At 57.3% G+C, this 1,079-nt stretch carries 2 protein-coding genes and 1 tRNA gene; all 3 read left to right on the forward strand.

All coding sequences use genetic code 11. The features are described from left to right. Positions 1-416, forward strand: a 416-nt coding sequence (locus DH08_RS30190) for a hypothetical protein (protein WP_192182906.1), incomplete at its 5' end; no start/stop codon positions are given. 88 nt (positions 417-504) lie between these two features. Beyond that, positions 505-595 (forward strand) — tRNA-Ser (locus DH08_RS30195). 95 nt (positions 596-690) lie between these two features. Beyond that, positions 691-933 carry a GIY-YIG nuclease family protein gene (locus tag DH08_RS30200; protein ID WP_192182907.1) on the forward strand — a complete coding sequence of 81 codons (243 nt, stop codon included), beginning with the start codon at positions 691-693 and terminating at the stop codon, positions 931-933. Positions 934-1,079 lie beyond the last annotated feature (146 nt).

The raw sequence follows: 1,079 nt of genomic DNA on the forward strand, positions 1-1,079 counted from the left end.
ACTGCGATCAGGGCCGCAGCGGAGCCAAGGAGAAGGCTCTTGATGTTCATTTTCTGACCTCCAGTCAAAAGTTAAAAAACGGGTCTGGGTATTCTTTGCTGAAGGACAGCGTTCCCTGCCCCATCCCCACTAACCGAAAAAGATGCGCACCGCGCCGCTCCTTCGAATTCGACATTACCCATGAGGCGGCGGCGTTCAACCACGATCGTACCGGCAAAAGGGCAGTTCGGGCGCTATCCCCGGTCGTTGTTGCACAAATGACACGATTTGGCCTCACTCCGAAAGCTCTCGTTAACCATCTGGGCGCGCGCGGCCCTTGCAATGCGGCCGAATCCGGCGGCGGCGCCGCCGCAATTGCGGTCATGTCACCCGAGTCGCCGGCCAGGGAATTGCCGCAGAATCGCCGCATGGCGTAGGCTGTCCGTCAGGCTACGCCGGATTTTTCCGCGATAATGGCGCCAGCTGTTGATTGTGCCGGCGCTTTTCTTTATCCAGCGGCGCAACGGAGAGGTGGCCGAGTGGTCGAAGGCGCTCCCCTGCTAAGGGAGTAGAGGTCAAAAGCTTCTCGTGGGTTCGAATCCCATCCTCTCCGCCACCCTACGCCCTGCGGGCTTCGGGTGGCAGGCCACCCGAAACCGCATTTTGAGCGTAGGAGTGTCGCCCGAAGCTACGAAGTAGCGTAGGGGGACCATGTGGCACGTCTACTTTCTGCAACTCCATAGCGGCGATATTTATGTCGGATCGACCAACGATCTTCGGCGCCGTTTCGAATCGCATCGATCAGGCCATGTCACTTCGACCAAGGCTCATCTGCCTGTCACCCTGAAGGCTTATATTGCGGTCGAAACCGATGCCAATGCACGGCAACTCGAGCCATATTTCAAGCACGGCTCGGGCAAGGCGTTCGCGGGCAAACGTTTTTGGCTTCCCTGATGGCTCCAAGGTTATCTAATTGAAATAAAAAGAGAAATAGCGCAACGAGCAGCTTTTCGTCGACCTCCGCGTTCGATTCTGACTGGAGGTCAGAAAATGAACATCAAGAGCCTTCTCCTTGGCTCCGCTGCGGCCCTGATCGCAGT

The sequence above is a fragment of the Mesorhizobium amorphae genome, assembly GCF_014843845.1.
GTDB lineage: Bacteria > Pseudomonadota > Alphaproteobacteria > Rhizobiales > Rhizobiaceae > Mesorhizobium > Mesorhizobium amorphae_A.

What these genes read in the sequence shown, in the direction of transcription:
- DH08_RS30200 (WP_192182907.1), top strand. Translation starts at nt 691, where the DNA reads ATGTGGCACGTCTACTTTCTGCAACTCCATAGCGGCGATATTTATGTC.